This is a genomic window from Pseudomonas abieticivorans, from assembly GCF_023509015.1.
GTDB lineage: Bacteria > Pseudomonadota > Gammaproteobacteria > Pseudomonadales > Pseudomonadaceae > Aquipseudomonas > Aquipseudomonas abieticivorans.
Genome location: NZ_CP094975.1, coordinates 556,993 through 576,610, shown reverse-complemented (window position 1 = coordinate 576,610; position 19,618 = coordinate 556,993). Strand labels below are relative to the sequence as shown.

The window sequence follows — 19,618 nt, the reverse complement described above, 5'->3', positions numbered from 1 at the left end:
GCTGCATGCGTTCGCAACGCGGCTTCACCCTGCTGGAGATGCTGGTGGTGATCGTGCTGATCGGCATTGCCGCCGGGATTGTCGGCTTCGGCCTGCAACACGGGCTGCACGCGGCCAGCGAGCGCAAGGCAGTGGTGCAAGTGGTGCAAGCGCTTCGGGCGGCGCGGGTGCAGGCAATCGTCACCGGGCAACCGGCGCGCACCCGCTTCGACCTGGCCCAGCGGCGCTTTCAGGCGCCAGGCAAGGCGGTGCAACAGTGGCCGGCGGACATGAGGGTGCAACTGCACACGGCGGCCGAGTTGGGCCCGGCGTTCGAGTTTTACCCCGATGGCGGCGCCAGTGGCGGGCACTTGTTCTTGACCACGGGGGCCCAGCGTTGGCGGGTCGACGTGGCCTGGTTGACCGGTACCGTGCAGTTGCGTGACTTGAAGTGAGGGCGCAACAGGGCTTTACCTTGCTGGAGATGCTGGCGGCGCTGGCGATCCTGGCGCTGTGCAGCACGGTGTTGCTGGTGGCGTTCGGGCAGGCGGCGCGCGCGTTGCAGCAGGTTGAGCGCAGTGACCGGCTGAGCCTGGCGGCGCGCTCGGTACTCGATGAGCAGGGCGATGGCCCGTTGACGCCCGGGCGCAGCGAAGGCCAATGGGCTGCTGGCATTCACTGGCAGTTGGATGTACGGCCGCTGCACCGCCTGGCCGGAGGCGCCCGTTTGTTGCGCCTGGATTTGACCGTCAGCGAAGCGCACCGGCTGGCGCATTTCAGCACCTTGCGCGTACTGGGGGCGGCGCGATGAAGCGCCAGCAGGGTTTTACCCTGCTGGAAATCCTTGTGGTACTGAGCCTGTTGGCAGTGCTGTTGATGCTGGTGGGCGGCGCCATCGTCGGCGCCAGCCGCGCCGTGGCCAAGGCTGAGCGCTACACCGTGCGGCTGGACGAAATGCGCGCCACGCAGAATTTCTTGCGCCGCGCGATCGGCCAGGCACTGCCGTTGGATTTCCCCCGGCCGGGCAGTGGCCAGCGGGTGGTGTTCCTGGGCTCTGCCCAGGCGCTGAGTTTTATCGCGCCGATGTCCAGCTCCCTGGGCGGCGGCTTGCAATTGCATCAGGTAATGCTGCATGGCCGGCAGTTGCAAGTCAGCTTCGCCGGGGGCGAGCCGCAGGTGTTGTTGCATCAGGTGCGCGACCTGCAATTGGCCTATCGCGGCTACACGCCTACCGGGCAAGGCACCGGTTGGGTCAGTGCCTGGCCTTGGCCGGCGCGTTTGCCCCAGGCGGTGCGCATCGAGGCGCAGGTGGACGGCGCGGTGCCCTGGGTGACGCAAAGCGTGAGCTTGCGCCTGGATTTGTCCAGCGCACCGGGGGCGCCATGAAGCATCAACGGGGCGTGGCGTTGTTGCTGGTGCTGTGGGTGCTGGCGCTGTTGAGCGTTTTACTGGCGGGCCTGGCCGGCTGGGTGCAATTGGAGAACCGCCAGGCGCTGTGGCAACGCCAGCACACCCAGGCGCTGATGGCTGCTGAAGCGGGGCTGAGCCTGGCGGTGATGGGGCTTAGCGACCCGGCGCAGCGGCGCCAATGGGTGGCCGATGGCCGGGTGCAGGGCTTGAGTTTTGATACCGCGCAGTTGCGCGTCAGTGTGCGCAGCGAGCGCGGCAAGCTGGACCTCAACGCCGCCAGTGCCGATGACTTCGGCCGCCTGCTGCAAGGTTGCGGTGCGCCCAAGGCCCTGGCGCAAGCCTTGGGCCAGGCGCTGGACCAGCGCCGGGGCAACGGCCAGGCGCCGTTGCGCATGGTCGAGGAGGTGCGCCAATTGCCCGGCCTGTCACAACCGCTGTACCGCTGCGTAGAACCCCAAGTGACGCTATGGAGTGGCCTTGAGCGGCCCGACCCCGGTTTTGCAACGCGGTTGTTGAAACGGCTGTTGAGCTTGCCCAACGCCACGGCCATGGGTGCAGACCCGGGCCAGATTGTAAGTGTGCGCAGCGTCGCGACCTTGCCTAACGGCGCTGGCGCGACGCTGCGCGTCACCCTGTTATTGAACCCATCGACGGAGGGTGCGCGGCCTTATCGGGTCTTGCACTGGCAAGAATGAAAGCATCACTGAACACTCACCTGGCGCCGCTGCTGGCCCGCTGGCGTGGCAGCCCGGCGCAACGGGCCTGGCAGCTTTGGCTTGAGCAATTGCAGGCGATGTTGCCCGCGCGTTTTCGCATGGGCAGCGGCCAGGCCGTGCACCTGTTGCACTGGCCATTGGCTGCAGCGCCAGTGCCTGCCAGTGACACTGCGGTGGTGCTGCTGTTGCCACGCAGCAGCGTGTTGGTGCAGCGTTTGCGCCTGCCCCTGGCCGCGGCGAAAAACCTCGACGGCGTGCTCGGTTTCGAGTTGGACAAGTACACGCCCTACCGCAGCGAGCAGTTGTATTTCTGTACGCGGGTGGAGGGCAAGTCGGCCACCGGCATGCGGGTGTTGCTGGTGGCGATACTGCGCGAGTCGCTGCAGGCCATGCTCGCGGATTGCCAAGCACAGGGCGTGACCTTGCAAGGCATCGATGTAGCCGATGGCAACGGCGGGCGCCTGGGTGTCGAGCTGATGCCCGACGCGTTGCGCACCGTCAAATCCAGCACCCAGGGCCGCTTGAACCGAAGCCTTGCCCTGGCCTGCGCGGTGCTGACAGTCGCCTGCATGGTGTTGTGGTTGAACCACCGCCAAGCGTTGTTGGCACAGATGCAAAGCCAGGTGCAGGCCCAGCGCCAACAGGTCGCGCAACTGCAGCAACTGCGCCAGGCCCTGGCCAACAGCCGTGGCGCGGCCAACTACCTGATCCAGCGCAAGGTCGCCCAGCCCACCGTGGCCGCGGTGCTCAATGACCTGACCCACTGCCTGCCCGCGGACACTTGGGTCGAGCAACTGGAAATCAATGACGCAGGCCAGGTGTCGTTCTCCGGGCAAAGCGCCAAGGCCAGCGCCCTGATCGGTAATCTCAAAGCTTGCCAGAGCCTGGACAACCCGCAATTCCAAGGCGTGATCCAGCCTGACAGCGAGACCGGCAAGGATCGTTTTTCCCTGCGTGCACGTTTGCATCGGGAGGCCGCCGACCATGCGCAGCCTTGAACCCCGCGAGCGCCGTGGCGCCGCCCTGATCGTCTTGGCCCTGGTGCTGGCGGCGCTGTATTGGCTGCTGGTGGACAGTTGGTTTGCCGGCCCCTTGCGCGATATCGATGCGCAGATGGACACGGCCCGCGAGCAGCAGCGACATTACGCCAGCCTGCTGGCGCAAGGCGCCACGGTGCGCCAACAATTGGAGCAGGCCCGGCACGATCCGGCCAGCAGTTCCAGCCTGCTGCCCGGCAGCGATCCCAGCGCCGTGGCCGCCGACTTGATGCAGCGCATCGCCGACCTGATCAAGGCCAAGGCCACCGTCGGTGCCGGCTGCAGCCTGACCCAGCGCATGCCCATCACCCCCGAGCAGGACCGCGCCGAGCCTTATCGCCAGGTAAAAGTCAGCCTGACGCTGGAGTGCGGCATAGAGCCGTTGATGCAGGTGTTGCACACCCTGGAATACAACCGTCCGTACCTGTTCGTCGAAAGCTTGAGCGTGCGCCGTGCCGCGGGCGCGCCGGCCACCGGTGGCGCCGGCAAGCTGGCCGTGCACCTGTTGCTGCGCGGCTACTTGCCCGCAGCCGTGAAGGAGGCTTCATGAGCCCGCGCACCTTGAGCTTGATCGCCGTGGCCGTGGGCCTTGCTGCGGTTTGCGCACTGATCGCGACGCTGGACGCCCGTCCAGACTGGCTGCCGACCCCCGCGCCAAAACCCCAGGCCGCCTCGCAAGGGCCGGCGTTGAAAGCCCCGAACGCAAGCCTGGAGAGCCTGGCGCTGACCTGGCAGCAACCGTTGTTCAGCCCCCAGCGCGCCGCCGACGTGGCGGCGGCAGGTGGCAAGGCCAGCGACCTGGCCGGCTTCACCCTGACCGGGGTAATGCTCAATGGCGACCTGCACGTGGCGCTGTTGCGCGACAGCAGCGGCCATACCGTGCGGGTCCATCAAGGCCAGGGTCTGGCCAATGGCTGGACCCTGCAACAGCTCGACCCCCTGGAGGCGCAGTTCGGCCTTCAGGGCCAAACCCGCAGCCTGCGTTTGCCGGCCCCGCGCCTGCCCCCACCCTCACGCGCGGCCATGCTCACGCTGCCGCCGGTACCCGCACAATGAACCGTTCCCTCCCAGGAGTCAGAAACATCGCTACCTTGCGCACCCCCTTGCTCTGCCTGGCCACCGCCGTCGCCCTTGGCGGTTGTGCCAGTACCCCCAACACGTTCGAGAACGACCCGGCCTTGATGCACGAAGCGCTCAACGGCACCGGCGATCAACGTCAACCCCTGGACCCCAGCGCCGATGCGCCGCCGCCCGCCCTCAACAGCACGGCCATGCCGGCCAAGCGCCAGATCATCAGCGGCAACCAGAAGTTCGTGCGCCCACCCGCCACGGGCAAAGCGGCCGGTGATGCGCCCGGCGGCGACATCGTGTTCAACTTCAACAACCAGCCGATCGAGGCGGTGATCAACAGCGTCATGGGCGACCTGCTGCACGAGAACTACAGCATCGCCCAGGGCGTGACGGGCGACGTGAGCTTCTCCACCTCAAAGCCTGTGAACAAGAAAGAGGCGCTGTCGATCCTGGAAACCCTGTTGTCCTGGACCAACAACGCCATGATCCGACAGGGCAACCGCTACGTGATCCTGCCCTCGGCCCAGGCGGTGGCAGGCAAGCTGGTGCCGGAAATGGCCGTGGCCCAGCCGTCCAACGGGTTGTCGGCGCGTTTGTTCCCGCTGCGCTACATCTCGGCCACCGAGATGCAAAAGCTGCTCAAGCCGTTTGCCCGTGACAACGCCTTTTTGCTGGTGGACCCGGCGCGCAACGTATTGAGCCTGGCCGGCACCCCAGAGGAACTGGCCAACTACCAGGACACCATCGACACCTTCGACGTCGACTGGCTCAAGGGGATGTCCATCGGTGTCTATGGTTTGCAACGCGCCTCGGTGGCCGAGCTGATGCCGCAGTTGCAGAAAATGTTCGGCCCCGACAGCGGCATGCCGTTGGCCGGCATGGTCAAGTTCATGCCCAACGAGCGCACCAATTCGGTGGTTGCCATCTCTTCCCAGCCTCAATACCTGCGCGAAGTGGGCGACTGGATTCACACCATCGACGAAGGCGGCGGCAATGAGCCGCAGATGTACGTGTACGACGTGCGCAACATGAAGGCCACGGACCTGGCCAAATACCTGCGCCAGATCTACGGCAACGGCCAGATCAAGGACGACAGCGCCGCCAAGGTGGCGCCGGGCTTGCGCACCACCACCCTGTCTTCGCTCAATGGCAGCAACGGTACCAACGGTACGGGCACCACCAGCCTGACGTCGGCCACCCAGGGCTTGAGCGGCGGCAATTCCATGAACAACAACACCGCACAAGGTACCGACGAAGACAGTGACGAGGAGCAGCAGGACGATACCGGCGACGCCACGGCAAGCGGTGCCACCCAGCAAAAAAGCCTGGACGACAGCACCCGCATCACTGCGCAAAAAAGCAGCAACCAATTGCTGATCCGCACCCGGCCTGCGCAGTGGAAAGAAATCGAATCGGCGATCAAGCGCCTCGACAACGCCCCGATGCAGGTGCAGATCGAAACACGCATCCTGGAAGTCAAACTCAGCGGCGAACTGGACTTGGGCGTGCAGTGGTACCTGGGCCGCCTGGCCGGTAACTCGTCGAGTACCACGGTGGCCAATACCAGCGGCAGCCAAGGCGCGCTGGGCGGCGGTGGGGCAGGGCTGGGCGCGACTGATTCGCTGTTTTACTCCTTTGTCAGCAGCAATTTGCAAGTGGCCCTGCACGCCCTGGAAACCAACGGTCGCACCCAGGTGCTGTCGGCGCCGTCGCTGGTGGTGATGAACAACCAGCAGGCGCAGATTCAGGTGGGCGACAACATCCCCATCAGCCAGACCACGGTCAACACCACCAACTCCGACACCACCCTGAGCAGCGTCGAATACGTGCAGACCGGGGTGATCCTCGACGTGGTGCCGCGCATCAACCCGGGCGGCCTCGTGTACATGGACATCCAGCAGCAAGTCAGCGACGCCGACGACAGCAGCACCACCACCACCAACAGCAACCCGCGCATTTCCACGCGCTCGGTGTCCACCCAGGTGGCGGTGCAAAGCGGCCAGACGGTGCTGCTGGGCGGGTTGATCAAGCAGGACAATGCCGAAACTTCGTCCAGCGTGCCGTATTTGGGCCGTATTCCCGGCCTGCGTTGGTTGTTCGGCAGCACCACCAAGTCCAAGGACCGCACCGAGCTGATCGTGCTGATTACCCCGCGGGTAGTCACCAGCAACAGCCAGGCACGGCAGGTGACCGACGATTACCGCCAGCAGATGCAGTTGATCAAGCCGGATCAGGCGTCGCGCTAAGGCTGGCGTGGCACTGCAGCTGGGCTTCGATGTGCTGTTGATAGCTGACCCAGCCCCTGCAGGCCTGGCTGAATACCTGGCGCATGGGGCTGCCGCTGGCCAGGGCGATCTGGTTCACCTGGTCGCGCAGTTCGGCCGGCAAACGAAACAGCACGTGTACCTGGTCGTGCTCATCGAACTCCAGTAGTTCGACCCGCCCATTGGCCCCGGCACGTTCGCCGAGTACTTGGCTCAAGAACCTCAGCTTGCGGTGCCCTTCCAGGTAACTGGCCAGGGCCTGGGTGGCTTCGCCATTGAGGCTGCGGCTATTGCGCCGGGCCTGGTGGTCGAGGGCAATGCGCAGCGCCGTGGGGATGCGCGTGAAAAACCGTTCCAACGGGCGCGATGCCGCCGTTGTGTCCTGGGTCATGGTGGTGTCTTGGCCTTATAACGAAGAGCGACCCGTGGCAAAACCCAGGGCAACCCCGAATGCTAGTCTGTAACTCGCCGAGGCGTCAATCTCAAGGGTTTCAGCGAGTCTGCAGGGGTTGGGCGGGTTCAGGCCGCGAGGCGTTGTTCCACCGCCCGCAAGGCCTCGCATCCAGTCTCCAGCAGCAGGAAGGCGCCCGTGGCAAAGTGCGCCAGTTCCGTTTCGTTCATCGTGCCGACAGGCTGTTTGGACAGGCACTTGAGCAGGTTGCAGACGGCACGAAAACGCAGGTTGGCGTAGCCAAGCAACTGCTCGGTCGGGGCATTGGCATCGAACTGCAGTTGGGGCGTGGCGGGGTGGGTTGGTAGCGGGGTCATGGCCGTTTCCTTGGTCGTGGACACCACCCGTCTCAAGCGGGTGGCCGCGCAGGGTGCGTGGCGGGGCGGACTATGGACTGCTGGATTTGCGGGCGCAATTGGGGGGAGGGCAGTTCAGAAAGGTCCTACGCATGTATCGGAAAAGGTCCCGATCGAGTTGATCGTCGGTTGTCGTATGACTTGTCTGAATACTGTTGACAGCGACACTGTGCAATGACTATAAAGTGCCATGTCGTACGATGACTCACCTCATCAGCGCATTTGCAACCATAAAAATAATACAAAGAGTGTCACCCTCGATCATGAAGCGCTCCCACTGGGTCATCACGGCCCCCTCCCGCTGTACAAACGACGCCTGCCACCTGGCCAGGATTTCGTGTGCCTGCACTCTAATAACAATCAAGGTGAAACGATGAAAATCAAAGGCATCCGCTGGTGGATGGTGGCCCTGGTCATGCTGGGGCTGATCGTCAACTACCTGGCTCGCAATACCTTGTCGGTGGCAGCGCCCACCATGATGGCTCAGATGAGCATCACCACCGAGCAGTATTCGCACATCGTAGTGGCCTGGCAGCTGTGTTACGCGTTCATGCAGCCGGTTGCCGGCTACATTCTGGACGCCATCGGCACCAAGATGGGCTTTGCGGTATTTGCCCTGGCCTGGTCGGCTGCTTGCGCGGCAGCGGCCATGGCCACCGGTTGGCAGAGCCTGGCCTTTTTGCGTGGCCTACTCGGCCTGACCGAAGCGGCCGGCCTGCCCGCCGGCGTCAAGGCCACCACCGAATGGTTCCCGGCCAAAGAGCGCTCGGTGGCCATTGGCTGGTTCAACATCGGTTCCTCTTTTGGTGCCTTGCTGGCGCCACCGCTGGTGGTATGGGCGATTTTGCACAGCGGCTGGGAACTGGCGTTCCTGATCGTCGGCGGCGCCGGGATCGTCTGGAGCTTCGCGTGGCTGGTGCTGTACAAACACCCGCGTGACCAGAAGCTGCTCAGTGACAGCGAGCGTGACTATATCCTGGCCGGCCAGGAAGACCACTTCAAGGATCCGGTGGCCCGCAAAGGCAACTGGAAAAAAGTCATCGGCAGCCGTAACTTCTACGCCATTGCCTCGGCGCGGATCCTCTCGGAGCCGGCCTGGCAGACCTTCAACGCCTGGATCCCGCTGTACCTGATGACCGAACGGCACATGAACATCAAGGAAATCGCCATGTTCGCCTGGCTGCCGTTCCTGGCCGCCGACGTGGGTTGCGTGTTGGGTGGCTACTTGAGCCCGCTGTTCCACAAGTACTGCAAGGTGTCGCTGTTCACCTCGCGTAAAATGGTCATGCTGTTCGGTTGCTCGTGCATGATCGGCCCGGCCTGCATCGGCTTGGTGGACAGCCCGTACATGGCCATCGCGCTGTTGTGCGTGGGTGGTTTCGCTCACCAAACCCTGTCGGGTGCGCTGTATTCCATTACCTCTGACTCGTTTGGCAAGAACGAGGTGGCCACTGCCACTGGCATGGGCGGTATGTTCGGTTTCCTCGGCGCAGCCGCCTTTACCGCTGTGTTTGGTGTGCTGGTGACCCAGGTCGGCTACAGCCCGCTGTTCGTGGTGTTGGCGATTTTTGACATCATCGCGGCGCTGATCGTGTGGACCGTGGCGCGTGAAGTTGGCAAGAAGCCCGAGGGTACTAATTATCAAGCGACCCGGACGGAGCAGGGCCCGATTTCGGCAACTTGATGGGTTAGCGTTTCTACAGAAAGGCACTTGCTGGGGAGCAAGTGCCTTTTTGGTTTTTAGGGTGTGCCCGCTCCAGCTTCTCCTGCCCCCCCCGTGCCTTTGATCCCGCCTTTGATCTGCTTTTGATCTGCTTTTGATCTGCTCTTGATCTGCTTGGCTTTTGATCTTGATTGTATGCCCCATTAAGCGCCCGGGCCGACTGGAGGCGTCGATCAAGCGGCCGGAGGCGTAGCCGCCGGAGACGGAGCCGGAGGAGCTTCTATTCCGGGCCGTCGTCCGCTTGAGCGATGCCGGAGGGAGGGGACCCGTAGCGCAGCGTAGGGCCCAAGCAGGGGCAAGCCTTTTTTGCTTACTTTTTGTGGCGTTTGACAAAAAGTGAGCCGGCGTAAGGCCGGAAAGGTGATTCGGCATCACCCTAACCAATGGATATGTTCACCGTTTTAAGAGCAAGCTTCAAAGATGCGTGAACATATCCATTATCAATGGCGCGATCACTTCACCTTTCCGCCCTTACGGCGTCTTACTTTTTGTCAAACGCCACAAAAAGTAAGCAAAAAAGGCTTGCCCCTGCTTGGGCCCTCCGCTGCGCTGCGGGTCCCCTCCTTCCGGCGTCGATCAAGGGGCAGACGGCACCGGCTATAGAAGCTTGCCGGCTGCCGTCTTCCTCGGCTACGCCTCGGGCCCTGCGGGCCGCCCCTTGATCGACGCCTCCAGTCGGCCCGGGCGCTTTACGGGGCATACCATCAAGATCAAAAGCAGATCAAGATCAAGATCAAGATCAAGATCAAGATCAAGATCAAGATCAAGATCAAGAGCAAGAGCAAGAGCAAGAGCAAGAGCAAGAGCAACGACACCCGCAATCGTCGATAGGTCGCCGTTCCTCGGGGAGAAGGCTGGGGGGTGGACTGCAGGCCAGTGTAAACTCCAGCTCTTACGCACCGCCCCAAGGCTTTGGCATGAGCATCAACTTCGACCTCAACGACCTCCAGGCCTTTCGCGCCGTGGTGGAGAAGGGCAGTTTTCGCAAGGCTGCCGAGGCCATCAGCATTTCGCAACCGGCCCTGAGCCGGCGCATCGAAAAACTCGAAAGTGCCCTGGGCGTGCGCCTGTTCGACCGCACCACCCGGCGGGTCAGCCTGACCATGGTGGGCCGCGCGTTCGCGCCCAGTGCCGAGCGCTTGCTCAACGACCTGGACCTGGCTTTGCTAGGCATCAGCGATGTGGCATCGACCCGGCTGGGGCATGTCACGGTGGCGTGCGTGCCGTCGGCTGCCTACTACTTCATGCCCAGCGTGGTGGCGCGTTATCACCGGTTGTACCCGCGCATTCGCATCAAGGTGCTCGATGCCAGTGCCCGTGACGTGCAAGAGGCGGTGGTGAGCGGTGAGGCCGACGTGGGCTTGAGCTTTCTGGGCAACCTGCAGGCGGAGCTGGAATTCGAGCTGTTGCTGCAAGAACACTACGTGGCCGCCTGCCGTCGCGACCACCCGTTGGCAGGGCGCGCCAGCGTGAGTTGGGAGCAGTACTACACCTTTGATCACATCAGCGTCGACAAAACCTCGGGCAACCGCGCGGTGCTCGACCTGGCGCTGCGCCACATCACCCCGGCGCAGCCGAGCATCTGCGAGACGCGGCACGTGACCACGATGCTCGGCTTGGTGGAGGCGGGGTTGGGGATTGCGGCGGTACCGTCGATGGCAATGCCTGGCGCCGGGCACCAGTTGCTCACCAGTGTGCCGTTGGTGGAGCCGCAAGTAGTGCGCAGCGTGGGCCTGATCAAGCGCCGAGGGCGTGCGCTGACGCCGGCGGCGCTGGAGTTGGAGCGCTTGATCGTGGAGATGAAGATGCCGTTGGCGGTGGGGTGAGTTGAGCTGCCTGGGGATTCAAAAATGGCCACCACCGGCCGCCTGCGCCTATTCGCAAGCAAGCTTGCTCCCACATTTTTGCAAAGTGCCCCAAGCCTGTGAGAGCGGCGCTGCCTGTTTTGAATGTACGGCACGTGCAAGCAATGTGGGAGCAAGCTTGCTTGCGATAGCGATTCGCGGATAAATCCGCTCCTACTTGGCCGGCACCGAATCCAACCCCGTCGCCTGCACATCCTTCTGCACCTGCGAGGAGGCCAAATACGCAAGCAACGCGCGCGCCTCATCCGGGTGCTCGGCCCCTACCGGGATCCCCGCGGCAAAGCGGGTGACCGATTGCACCGACTCCGGGATCTTGCCCACGTAGGTTGCGCCTTCGATCGGCAGGATTTCGCTGACCTGCTGCAAGCCCAACTGGTAATCACCATGGGCAATCACCCCGGCCACCGGCACGCGCGGCACCATGGTGGCTTTGGGTTTGAGTTGGTCTTCGATGCCTAGCTTCTTGAACATCTCGTTCTGCACGTACACGCCGCTGGCGCTGTCGGAGTAGGCCACCGACTTGGCCTTGAGCAAGGTGGCCTTGAATTCGTCCACGGTGCCGATTGCAGGTTTCGGATCGCCGGCTTTCACCACCAGGCCAATGCGCGAATCGGCCAGTTCCACTCGTGAGCCCGGCAGGATCTTGCCCTGTTTGATCAGGTCGTCCAGGGCGTAGCCGACCATGATGACCACATCAGCCTTTTCCCCTCGCGCCAGGCGGTTGGGGATGGCTTCGGCGGACTTGCCCATCGACGGCCCAAGGATGGTGTCCAGGGTGTCGCCGTGTTGCTGGGCGAACTGCGGCCCCAGCACTTTGTAGGCGGCGGTGAAGCCGCCCGAGGTCATCACTTTCAGCTCTTCGGCCAACGCCTGGGTACTGAAGGCGATGCCCGCCAACAGGGCGGTGGCGGTGCAGGTCTTGAACAATGCGTTCATGGTGTCTCTCTTTTTATTGTCGAAAACAGGGTCACATCGCCGGGCGCAGTTGCGGCGTACCACGGCGGTACAGGAACAGCGTGGCACCCAGGGCGCAGGCCGCGGCAAAGCTCATCCAGTAACCGGGGGCCGCCTTGTCGCCGCTCATGTGGATCAGCGCGGTGGAGATGGCCGGGGTAAAACCGCCGAACACGGCAGTGGCCAGGCTATAGGCCAGGGAGAAACCCGCCACGCGCACTTCCACCGGCATGATTTCGGTCAGTGCCGGGATCATCGCGCCGTTGTACAGGCCGTACATGAACGACAGCCACAGCAGCACGATCAGCATGTGCGCGAAGCTCGGCGCCTGGGCCAGGTACGACAGGGCAGGGTAGGAGGTGACGATGGCCAGCAAAGTCATGCCTACCAGCAAGGGTCGACGGCCAATGCGGTCGGAGATTGCGCCGCCGATGGGTAGCCAGATGAAGTTCGACACGCCCACCAGCAGGGTCACCAGCAGCGCGTCGGAGGTGCTCAGGTTCAGCACGCTCTTGCCGAAAGTGGGGGCGTACACGGTGATCAGGTAGAACGCGGTGGTGGTCATCGCCACCATCAGCATGCCGGCCAGCACGATGGTCCAGTTGTGCAGCAGGGTGTTGAACACCTCGCGCATGCTCGGGCGGTGGCGGCGTTGCTGGAACTCCTGGGTTTCTTCCAGCTTGCGGCGCAGCAGGAAAATGAACGGCACGATCATGCAGCCGATGGCGAACGGGACGCGCCAGCCCCAAGCGGCGATTTCGCTGGTGCTCAGGGTCTGGTTGAGGATAAAGCCCAAGCCTGCGGCCACCACGATGGCCACTTGTTGGCTGGCCGACTGCCAGCTGGTGAAGAAGCCTTTCTTGCCCGGTGGCGCCATCTCGGCCAGGTACACCGACACGCCGCCCAGTTCCGCACCGGCCGAAAAGCCTTGCAGCAGGCGACCGATCAGCACCAGCGCCGGTGCCAGCAAGCCAATGGTCTCGTAGCCGGGCACCAGCACGATCAGGATCGTGCCGCTGGCCATGATCGACAGGGTCACGATCAGGCCCTTGCGGCGGCCCACGTCGTCGATGTACGCACCCAGGATGACCGCGCCCAGCGGGCGCATCAGAAAGCCTGCGCCGAACACCGCGAAGGTCATCATCAGGGAGGCGAATTCGCTGCTGGCCGGGAAAAACACCGAAGCGATCTGGGTGGCATAGAAGCCGAAGAGGAAGAAGTCGAACTGTTCGAGGAAGTTGCCTGAAGTGACGCGAAACACCGCGCCTGCCTTGGAACGAGCGGACGCCTTAGCGCCCAGGTTAGAGGCCTGCATGTGATTATCTCCCAGCATTTTATAGCACGCGCTTGGGGCGCATGGATCTTGTATGCGGCGGATGGTCGCGGATGCGGACTGATTTGATAAGTGCATTTTTCACATCTATTAATGCGTAATAAGCATTAATAATGCCGGGCAGACCAATTGATGGCACAATGATATCTTTTACTTTCGGGCAGCCAGACGTTTTGCCCGCGCGCTTTTTTTCGGGCAGGCTTGCCCCTTGAACTGTCAGGGAAGTGTTTTAAATGAATGCGTTGTTGCAGGAAGCAGCCCACCAGGTGCGTGCCGCCGTGCGGGTGGCCACCGAAGGCCTGGTAGGCCGTGAGCAGTTGGCTGAACTGATCGTGCTGGCCGCCGTGGCCCAGGAGCACATCCTGATTGTCGGCCCGCCTGGCACCGCCAAGAGCGCGGTCGTGCGACGAGTGGCGCAGGCCATGGGCGGGCGCTATTTCGAATATTTGCTGGGGCGCTTTACCGAGCCCTCCGAACTGTTCGGTTCGGTAGACCTGCAAAAACTGCGCGAAGGCCGGGTCGAGACCGACACCACCGGCATGCTGCCAGAAGCCGACATCGTGTTCCTGGACGAAGTGTTTTTGGGCTCCACCGCCATTCTCAACACCTTGCTGGGCGTGCTCAACGAACGGCGCTTTCGCCGTGGCCATACCCAGGTCGACTGCCCGCTGCGGGTGTGTGTGGGCGCGGCCAATGGCCTGCCAGATGACGAAGGCCTGGCCGCCTTTGGCGATCGGTTCCTGCTGCACCTGTTTGTCGAGTCGGTACCCGACCATCAGTTGGAAGCGATGCTGGCCGGCGGCTGGCAGTCCGAGCGCCGGCCCATCGAGCAGTTGTTGAACCTCAGCCAACTCGACGTGCTGGCCCAGGCCATGCGTGAGGTTGACCTGCAAGCTGTGCGCCCGGCGCTGGCCAATGCCATCCGCCGACTGCGCGAGGCCGGCCTGACGCTGTCGGACCGGCGTATCGTCAAGTCGCAGCGCCTGATCGCCGCGGCCACGGTGCTCAATGGCCGACACACCGCCACCGAGGCCGACCTGTGGCCGCTGCTGTACGTGTTGCCCACCCAGCAAGCCCAGCAACATGGCCGCGAGGTATTGCGCGATCTGTTTGCATTGTCAGCCAACAGCCACTTGTTCAGTGCGGTGGAGGAGGCCACCTTGCAGCCACTGTCGCGCCTGGGCCGGCTGATCGAGGCGGCCACCGACTGCCTGGCCAAGGACGCTAGCTGCGTGGCCGCCGAGCGCGAAAGCCTGTTGCGCGAGATCGATGCCAACTTTGCCGGTGACAGCCTGCCGCAAGAACTGCAGGCGTTGCGCAGCCAATTGGCCGGCCACACGTCTTTCGCCCTGTGATGCCGGTGTTTGGCCAGGACTGGCAATGGCAGCGGCGTGGTGAACCGTTGGCGCCACGGGCGGCCGTGGCCTGGGGTGAGGTTGCCCGGCAGTTGCATGCACGCCTGCAGCAACTGCCCGCCGGGGCGCGCAAGCGCCTGCAGGCCACTGCCAGCCATGGGCTGTTGGTGGTGACCGGTGAAAGCGCCGACCTGCCCTGGGTCGACGGTATTCAATACGCCGCCCCCGCGCCCCAGGCGCCGGGCTTGTGGCTGCCGACACAATGGCAGCCCGATGCCTGCAGCGAGTTGCTGTTGCAGGCGCTGAGCGCGCGCTTCCCGCGCCAACCGCTGCTGCTGTGGCGCGAGCCGGCGCTGGTGATCCCGCTGGACCGGCAACTGCCGCTCAGCCTGGAGCACCACTTGCCGCGCATCCAGACCCTGTGGGGGGCCCATGCAGCTACCTGAAGCCCTGCAGCCGTGGCGCGAGTGGCTGAACTGGTTTGCCCCCGAACTGTGGCCCGGTTTCAGCGACCTGTTGGGGCGTATCGACCCGTTGCTGGGCCCCTTGCGCGGCGTGCAACTGGGTGGCACGCCAGAGCCTGAAGGCTTGTCCGACCTGCAGCGGCGTGGCCCCTATGAGCGCCTGCTGACCAGCGAGTGGCTGCTGGCCGACGAACTGCCCGACGAGTTTCTGCGCCGGGCTGCCACGGGCGAGCATCTGTTTCTGGCCCCCGAGCAGCGTGCACGGCGGGCTAACCGGCGGGTGGTGGTGCTGTTCGACGCCGGCCCCTTGCAGTGGGGCGCCCCGCGGCTGGTGCACCTGGCGTTGATGATTCTGTTGGCCCGCCGCGCCCGCGACGCCGGTGGCCAGTTGCACTGGGGCATCGTCCAGCAGCCCGGCGTGCTGGCCGAGTTGGACTCGGCGGCAGCGCTCAAGCGCCTGCTGCAAGCGCGCGGCGAAACCGCGGCGACTGCCGAGCACTGGCAGGCCTGGCAGGCGTGCTTGAGCGAGCAAACACCGGCGCCGGGTGAATGCTGGGCGGTCGGCCTGCGTCAGGGGCCCGAAGTGGCGGCGCCCACCTTCACCCACCGGGTGCAGGTGCAGCGCACGCTGGACGGCGAGGGCATCCAACTCGACTTGCACGGCGTGCGCCATCAGCGTCTGCGCTTGCCCATGCCCCACCAGGGTGCGGGCCAGCGCTTGCTCAATGGCGACTTCCAGACCCGAGCGGCGACGGCGAGCGCGCCGGGCAAAAGCTGGCGCGCGGGGCTCAGTTTTGCCCCGGTGATCTCGCCCAGTGGCAGCCACGTGGCGGTCATGCTGCTCGACGAGCCCGGCTCCCTGGTGTTTCGCGTGCCGGCCCCTGGGCAGAAGAAACCCTCGGTGGGCCGCAAGCAATTGTGGTACGCGGGCTTTGAGCCAGTGGCGGCAGACTTTGTCGGCAATGCCTTTGCCGCGGCGCTGTCGAACGCCAACCACCTGCATTTCTGGAAGATCCCGGCGCTGCGGGCGGTGCCAACGCCTGGCCGCGACACCCTGTTGATCCCCAGCGGCACCGCCACGCTATTGCCGTGCGTGTCGTTGGTGGGCAAGCAACTGCGCCTGTATTGCCTGGACACCTTGGGCCAACTGGTTTATTTCGGCAATAACGAGCGTTTTGAAACCTCCCTCACGCCCTTCGAAACTCACGTGCTTGGCATGGGGCGCGTGGGCCAGGAATCGCTGGCCTATGTGAAAAAAGAGGGCGAGCGCCTGTTCCTGACCACGCTGGACAGCCGCGCCCTGGGCAAGGAGCGTTTCCTGTTGGGGGCGGCCGATAACGCCAGCCACGTGCTGTTCGCAGGCTCACCCGGCCGGCGCCAGGCCTTTGTCGCCTGCGCGGTGTACCACCCCGGCAGCCAGGGCGGCGAATGGCGGGTGCACAACCGCGCCGACGATGCCCTGCATGCAGACATCATCCGTTTGACCGGCGGGCACGACGCCATTGGCTTGCTGCACCTGCTACCGGAGGATGCGACCAGCCTATTGTTGATGGGCGGTAACCAGCGCAGCGTCTGCTTGTACAGCGAACAGAACATCGAAGTGTTATTCACCAGCAGTTCGCCCATGGTGCGGCACAGCTTCTGCCCGCTGAGCGGGATGCTGGCCGTGTTGACCGCCGAGCGTGAACTGAAGGTGTATTCGGTGCGCCAACGGCAGATGCGCCTGCAAGTGATGTGTAACCAAGCCCAGAGCCAGGAGGCCACGCAATGAACCACGCCTTGGATACGGCGGTACGGCGCCCGGTGTTGCGTGGCCAGCAAGCCGTGGCCGGGTTGTGGTTGCCTGCCGAGCGTTTTGCCGAGCCCGAGCGCATCCGCCTGCTGCTGGAACATTGGCAGGCGGGTGCCAGCGCCTGGCGCTTCGAGCAAGGCGACCTGCTGCGCTGGCGCGAGCCGCAACGGTTGCACTGCGAGCAGTTGCTCGGCTGGCCGCTGGTGTTGAGCGGTGCCACCTTGTGTTCGGCGCCGCTGGCCGACACCGAGCGCGCAGGGCTGGCCGCTGCCGACCTGTGGCTGGTGCGTGATTCCCAGGTGGTGGCCTTGCACCTGGCCGACGCGCAGGTATTACACCCCGGCCAGTGGTTGAACATCGACGGCTACAGCCTGCTCGACACCTTCGACTGCAGCCCGGCATTGCCGGCCCCCCTGTTGCAACCGCTGGCGGTGCGCAGCGATATCCGCGAAATCCTCGGCGAGGCGGTGGGTGCGCCAGACCCTGCGCGCGAGGAGGTGATGCGGGCGATGGCGCAGCGCGCACAGCAGGGCCCGCCTGAAAAGCCAGGCACTGGCCGCGTCGGGTTGTCGGTCAAGGTGGTGTTCGGTTTGTTCGCGGCCTGGGCCGTGTTCGGCCTGTTGCCGCGCCTGTTGCAACCGGCGGCGCCGCTGGCCGAGGTGGCCGAGGTCAGCCATACCTCGCCTACCACTTCCACCAGCTGGCTGCTGTTCATTCTGGTGTTCGGCATTTTTGCCGGTATGGCGGCGATGATTGGCGGCAAGTCGTCGCCGGGCCCGTCGGGTCGCGCACCGGGAACCGCGCCTGCGCCGGTGAAACCAGCGGCTGCGGGGATCCCCGCACGCAAGCCCAAGGGGCGCTTTACCCCAGGTTTCGTCGACCGCTGGTTAACGCGCCTGGCCAGCGCCTCACGGCTCAACCGGCTGTTCGGCAAGCGCCAGGCCGACTACTTGCAGCGCATGCTGGAGATGTTCGAGGAGGGTGACCTGAATGAAGCGCTGCGCCACGCCATCCCGTTGGGTGACCAGCCGGGTGACAGCCTGCAGGCGTTCGGCACGCCGCAGCGGCGCACCGAGCTGGAACTGAGCCAGCAGCGCGGCGCCGGCCGCTCCATTGGCCTGGCCGACGATTTTCGCGACCACCTGCGCACCATGTACCGCAAGAGTTTCGAAAAGCTCGACCGCGAGGGGCGCGTGGATGAAGCGGTGTTCGTGCTGGCCGAACTGCTCAAGGTGCGCCAGGAGGCCCTGGATTACCTGGAGCGTCACCAGCGCTACGCGCAAAGTGCCGAACTGGCGCTGGCCTGGGACATGCCGCCGGCGGTGATCGTGCGCCACCTGTGCCTGGCCGATGATTGGCAACGGGCGCTGCTGGTGGCCCGGCGTGACAACGCCTTTGCCGCCGCGGTCACGGCCCTTGAGGCCAAGTGGCCGGAGCAGGCCGGGCGCTTGCGCCTTGAATGGGCACAAGCCCTGGCGGCCCAAGGGCAATGGTTGATGGCCGTGGACGTGGTCTGGAGCCTGCCGCAGGAACGCGCGCGCGCCGCCGACTGGCTGCGCAGCGCCGAAGCCGGTGGCGAGCGGCTGGCCGCCGAGGCCCTGGTCAAGCGCGCCCTGCTGTTGCCCGACACCTTGCAGGCGTACGAAGCCTACCTGCTGGCGTTGCGCGATGACCCGGCGCGCCAGGCCGAGCGCCTGGCCATCGGGCGCGCCCTGTTGGCCAACAAACAGTCTTCCCGCGCCTGTACCTGGCTGGCCGCTGCCTTGGCCGGGGCACTGGTGGCCGACCGCCAATTGCCTGCGGCCCAGGTGCAAAAGCTGATCAAACTGAGCAACGATTCGCTGCTGCAGGCCGACATGCCCAAACTCAATTTCAGCCCCATGGCCACCGTGGCGTTGCGCGCAGTGGCCCAGCCTTGCCAATGGCAGGCCCCGACCGCGGGTGCTCGGGCAATCATTGACGCCGTGGCGCTGGACGATGGCCGCAGCCTGGTGGCCCTGGGCGAGGCGGGCGCCCTGGTGCTCGATGCCCAGGGCCGCACGCTGGGCCAATTTGCGGTGCCTGCCCAGCACCTGGTGTTGGCTGAAAGCCGCCAGGTGGCCCTGGCGGTAATTCGTCGCGGCGAAGTCTGGCGGGTCAGCAAACTGGACCTGGCCAACCGCACCGTGCATGACCTGGGCGTAGTGGCCATGGACGATTTCGCCCGCCAGTTCGACGGCATCGGCTGGACCATTGGCAAGGCCGATCACGTGCGCGTGGTGGACGTGGACAATGGCTTGGGCACCCTTTGGCATGTGGACCAACTGCCGGGCAAGGTGCTGGGCGTATTTGCCGACGCCAGCAACGAACACCTGTTGCTGCAGGATACCCACGGTGGCCTGCAACGCTGGCGCTATCGCCTGCCGGACCGCCGCCTGCAAGCGCGCGACGAATTGACGTTGGCTGGGCGCGACGGCGCGACACTGGCCTTTGGCCTGGCGGGCGAGCCCATCGAGTATTGGCTCAACCACCCCGAGGCCGACCCGGTGATCATGCTCGAGCACGGCGGCCGTTGCGCTGGCTACAACCTGCCGGGCCTTGACCGCGAAGCCATCGACTGGCCGTCGATTTATTTGGGCCGCGACTGGCTGGTGGTGGTTTACTGGGCCGAAGGCGGTCATCAGCACCTGCGGTTTTTCAACCGTGCCGATGATCGCCATTACGCCACGCTCCACTGGCCGGGCCGCGAGCACGTTGGCGTACGCTGCGTGGCCGGGCAGTGGACGGTGTTCGATGGGCAGGGGCGGTTGTTCTGCTTGAATGTGGAAGATGCGTGGCCGCGTACCTTGAGCCTTTATTAACTGCTTAT

Annotated in this window: 18 protein-coding genes; 14 read left to right on the top strand and 4 right to left on the bottom strand. The window is 64.5% G+C overall.

Going from position 1 to position 19,618, the window contains the following annotated elements:
• Positions 1-5: 5 nt before the first annotated feature.
• From L9B60_RS02650 to gspD, 8 genes are read left to right on the top strand one after another with little or no spacing between them, the layout of a single operon-like run.
• Entirely contained in the window at positions 6-434 is a 429-nt protein-coding gene (locus L9B60_RS02650) for a type II secretion system protein (RefSeq protein ID WP_249675931.1), read from the top strand.
• Positions 431-790 carry a prepilin-type N-terminal cleavage/methylation domain-containing protein gene (locus tag L9B60_RS02645; protein ID WP_349631961.1) on the top strand — a complete coding sequence of 120 codons (360 nt, stop codon included), beginning with the start codon at positions 431-433 and terminating at the stop codon, positions 788-790. The genes L9B60_RS02650 and L9B60_RS02645 overlap by 4 nt, the downstream gene beginning before the upstream one ends.
• Positions 787-1,365, top strand: a complete 579-nt coding sequence (locus tag L9B60_RS02640; protein WP_249675929.1) for a prepilin-type N-terminal cleavage/methylation domain-containing protein — start codon at positions 787-789, stop codon at positions 1,363-1,365. Before L9B60_RS02645 ends, L9B60_RS02640 begins: the two co-directional genes overlap by 4 nt.
• Positions 1,362-2,084, top strand: coding sequence for a type II secretion system protein GspK (locus L9B60_RS02635; RefSeq protein WP_249675927.1), 723 nt, complete (start codon positions 1,362-1,364; stop codon positions 2,082-2,084). The genes L9B60_RS02640 and L9B60_RS02635 overlap by 4 nt, the downstream gene beginning before the upstream one ends.
• On the top strand, positions 2,081-3,103 hold the full coding sequence (locus L9B60_RS02630; protein WP_249675924.1) for a PilN domain-containing protein: 1,023 nt from the start codon (positions 2,081-2,083) through the stop codon (positions 3,101-3,103). The genes L9B60_RS02635 and L9B60_RS02630 overlap by 4 nt, the downstream gene beginning before the upstream one ends.
• The gene (gene gspM / locus L9B60_RS02625; protein ID WP_249675921.1) at positions 3,090-3,692 is read left to right on the top strand and encodes a type II secretion system protein GspM; all 603 of its coding nucleotides are present in this window, start codon (positions 3,090-3,092) and stop codon (positions 3,690-3,692) included. Before L9B60_RS02630 ends, gspM begins: the two co-directional genes overlap by 14 nt.
• Complete coding sequence (locus L9B60_RS02620; RefSeq protein WP_249675919.1) at positions 3,689-4,198, top strand: DUF2531 family protein; 510 nt, start codon at positions 3,689-3,691, stop codon at positions 4,196-4,198. Before gspM ends, L9B60_RS02620 begins: the two co-directional genes overlap by 4 nt.
• Positions 4,195-6,459 carry a type II secretion system secretin GspD gene (gene gspD, locus L9B60_RS02615; protein WP_249675916.1) on the top strand — a complete coding sequence of 755 codons (2,265 nt, stop codon included), beginning with the start codon at positions 4,195-4,197 and terminating at the stop codon, positions 6,457-6,459. Before L9B60_RS02620 ends, gspD begins: the two co-directional genes overlap by 4 nt.
• Here gspD and L9B60_RS02610 read toward each other — a convergent pair.
• Both L9B60_RS02610 and L9B60_RS02605 read right to left on the bottom strand, forming a co-directional pair.
• A complete protein-coding gene (locus tag L9B60_RS02610; protein WP_249675913.1) occupies positions 6,434-6,868 on the bottom strand; it encodes a hypothetical protein in 435 nt (144 codons plus the stop codon). The genes gspD and L9B60_RS02610 overlap by 26 nt on opposite strands.
• 128 nt (positions 6,869-6,996) lie before the next feature.
• Complete coding sequence (locus tag L9B60_RS02605) at positions 6,997-7,245, bottom strand: hypothetical protein (RefSeq protein WP_249675910.1); 249 nt, start codon at positions 7,243-7,245, stop codon at positions 6,997-6,999.
• A 412-nt stretch (positions 7,246-7,657) separates the two neighbouring features.
• Between L9B60_RS02605 and L9B60_RS02600 the strand changes: the two genes are divergently transcribed.
• Positions 7,658-8,968, top strand: a complete 1,311-nt coding sequence (locus L9B60_RS02600; RefSeq protein WP_249675905.1) for an MFS transporter — start codon at positions 7,658-7,660, stop codon at positions 8,966-8,968.
• A gap of 956 nt (positions 8,969-9,924) precedes the next feature.
• On the top strand, positions 9,925-10,833 hold the full coding sequence (locus L9B60_RS02595) for a LysR family transcriptional regulator (RefSeq protein WP_249675902.1): 909 nt from the start codon (positions 9,925-9,927) through the stop codon (positions 10,831-10,833).
• A gap of 192 nt (positions 10,834-11,025) precedes the next feature.
• Here the strand turns inward: L9B60_RS02595 and L9B60_RS02590 are convergent, their stop codons facing one another.
• Positions 11,026-11,808: a substrate-binding domain-containing protein gene (locus L9B60_RS02590; protein ID WP_249675900.1), complete on the bottom strand. Its 783-nt coding sequence runs from the start codon at positions 11,806-11,808 to the stop codon at positions 11,026-11,028.
• Positions 11,809-11,839: 31 nt separating this feature from the next.
• Positions 11,840-13,141, bottom strand: coding sequence for an MFS transporter (locus L9B60_RS02585; protein ID WP_249675898.1), 1,302 nt, complete (start codon positions 13,139-13,141; stop codon positions 11,840-11,842).
• A gap of 251 nt (positions 13,142-13,392) precedes the next feature.
• Between L9B60_RS02585 and L9B60_RS02580 the strand changes: the two genes are divergently transcribed.
• The 4 genes from L9B60_RS02580 to L9B60_RS02565 are packed head-to-tail and all read left to right on the top strand — an operon-like array spanning position 13,393 to position 19,610.
• Positions 13,393-14,514 (top strand): AAA family ATPase, encoded by a 1,122-nt coding sequence (locus tag L9B60_RS02580; protein WP_249675896.1) that lies wholly within the window; start codon positions 13,393-13,395, stop codon positions 14,512-14,514.
• Positions 14,514-14,960, top strand: coding sequence for a bpX5 domain-containing protein (locus tag L9B60_RS02575; protein WP_249679645.1), 447 nt, complete (start codon positions 14,514-14,516; stop codon positions 14,958-14,960). Before L9B60_RS02580 ends, L9B60_RS02575 begins: the two co-directional genes overlap by 1 nt.
• Positions 14,947-16,749, top strand: coding sequence for a hypothetical protein (locus L9B60_RS02570; RefSeq protein ID WP_249675893.1), 1,803 nt, complete (start codon positions 14,947-14,949; stop codon positions 16,747-16,749). The genes L9B60_RS02575 and L9B60_RS02570 overlap by 14 nt, the downstream gene beginning before the upstream one ends.
• Positions 16,746-19,610, top strand: a complete 2,865-nt coding sequence (locus L9B60_RS02565) for a bpX6 domain-containing protein (protein WP_249675891.1) — start codon at positions 16,746-16,748, stop codon at positions 19,608-19,610. The genes L9B60_RS02570 and L9B60_RS02565 overlap by 4 nt, the downstream gene beginning before the upstream one ends.
• Positions 19,611-19,618: the final 8 nt, after the last annotated feature.

What these genes read in the sequence shown, in the direction of transcription:
- L9B60_RS02565 (WP_249675891.1), top strand. Translation starts at nt 16,746, where the DNA reads ATGAACCACGCCTTGGATACGGCGGTACGGCGCCCGGTGTTGCGTGGC.
- L9B60_RS02650 (WP_249675931.1), top strand. Translation starts at nt 6, where the DNA reads ATGCGTTCGCAACGCGGCTTCACCCTGCTGGAGATGCTGGTGGTGATC.
- L9B60_RS02635 (WP_249675927.1), top strand. Translation starts at nt 1,362, where the DNA reads ATGAAGCATCAACGGGGCGTGGCGTTGTTGCTGGTGCTGTGGGTGCTG.
- L9B60_RS02570 (WP_249675893.1), top strand. Translation starts at nt 14,947, where the DNA reads ATGCAGCTACCTGAAGCCCTGCAGCCGTGGCGCGAGTGGCTGAACTGG.
- L9B60_RS02590 (WP_249675900.1), bottom strand. Translation starts at nt 11,808, where the DNA reads ATGAACGCATTGTTCAAGACCTGCACCGCCACCGCCCTGTTGGCGGGC.
- L9B60_RS02600 (WP_249675905.1), top strand. Translation starts at nt 7,658, where the DNA reads ATGAAAATCAAAGGCATCCGCTGGTGGATGGTGGCCCTGGTCATGCTG.
- L9B60_RS02610 (WP_249675913.1), bottom strand. Translation starts at nt 6,868, where the DNA reads ATGACCCAGGACACAACGGCGGCATCGCGCCCGTTGGAACGGTTTTTC.
- gspD (WP_249675916.1), top strand. Translation starts at nt 4,195, where the DNA reads ATGAACCGTTCCCTCCCAGGAGTCAGAAACATCGCTACCTTGCGCACC.
- gspM (WP_249675921.1), top strand. Translation starts at nt 3,090, where the DNA reads ATGCGCAGCCTTGAACCCCGCGAGCGCCGTGGCGCCGCCCTGATCGTC.
- L9B60_RS02580 (WP_249675896.1), top strand. Translation starts at nt 13,393, where the DNA reads ATGAATGCGTTGTTGCAGGAAGCAGCCCACCAGGTGCGTGCCGCCGTG.
- L9B60_RS02575 (WP_249679645.1), top strand. Translation starts at nt 14,514, where the DNA reads ATGCCGGTGTTTGGCCAGGACTGGCAATGGCAGCGGCGTGGTGAACCG.
- L9B60_RS02605 (WP_249675910.1), bottom strand. Translation starts at nt 7,245, where the DNA reads ATGACCCCGCTACCAACCCACCCCGCCACGCCCCAACTGCAGTTCGAT.
- L9B60_RS02630 (WP_249675924.1), top strand. Translation starts at nt 2,081, where the DNA reads ATGAAAGCATCACTGAACACTCACCTGGCGCCGCTGCTGGCCCGCTGG.
- L9B60_RS02640 (WP_249675929.1), top strand. Translation starts at nt 787, where the DNA reads ATGAAGCGCCAGCAGGGTTTTACCCTGCTGGAAATCCTTGTGGTACTG.
- L9B60_RS02620 (WP_249675919.1), top strand. Translation starts at nt 3,689, where the DNA reads ATGAGCCCGCGCACCTTGAGCTTGATCGCCGTGGCCGTGGGCCTTGCT.
- L9B60_RS02595 (WP_249675902.1), top strand. Translation starts at nt 9,925, where the DNA reads ATGAGCATCAACTTCGACCTCAACGACCTCCAGGCCTTTCGCGCCGTG.
- L9B60_RS02585 (WP_249675898.1), bottom strand. Translation starts at nt 13,141, where the DNA reads ATGCAGGCCTCTAACCTGGGCGCTAAGGCGTCCGCTCGTTCCAAGGCA.